Source organism: Pseudomonas sp. SDT291_1_S447 (assembly GCF_054070155.1).
On the sequence record NZ_JBSVXS010000403.1, the window covers coordinates 1 to 231 of the forward strand.

A 231-nucleotide genomic window follows, 5' to 3' on the forward strand; every position below is an offset into this window, starting at 1 on the left:
TGACCGCGCAGCGTTGTCGTTCAGTAACGTCGAAATCATGAGCATGGTCTACCGGGCGAAGGCGTCGGCGACGGACGTTAACCAGGGGCCGGCCCTGTTGAAACTGGCCCGTGGTCTGTTTCGCCTGGATGAGGTGGAAAAGACCGCGTTGCAGGATATTGAGCAGCGTACTGCGCAGATCAACAGCGACACTTCCCTGACCGGATTAGAGAAAAACCAGAAGATCGCACG

General features: G+C 57.1%; 1 protein-coding gene. It reads left to right on the plus strand.

Going from position 1 to position 231, the window contains the following annotated elements:
• A partial coding sequence (locus tag ACW9IR_RS30100) for an NEL-type E3 ubiquitin ligase domain-containing protein (protein WP_457466248.1) occupies window positions 1-231 on the plus strand: 231 nt, incomplete at both ends.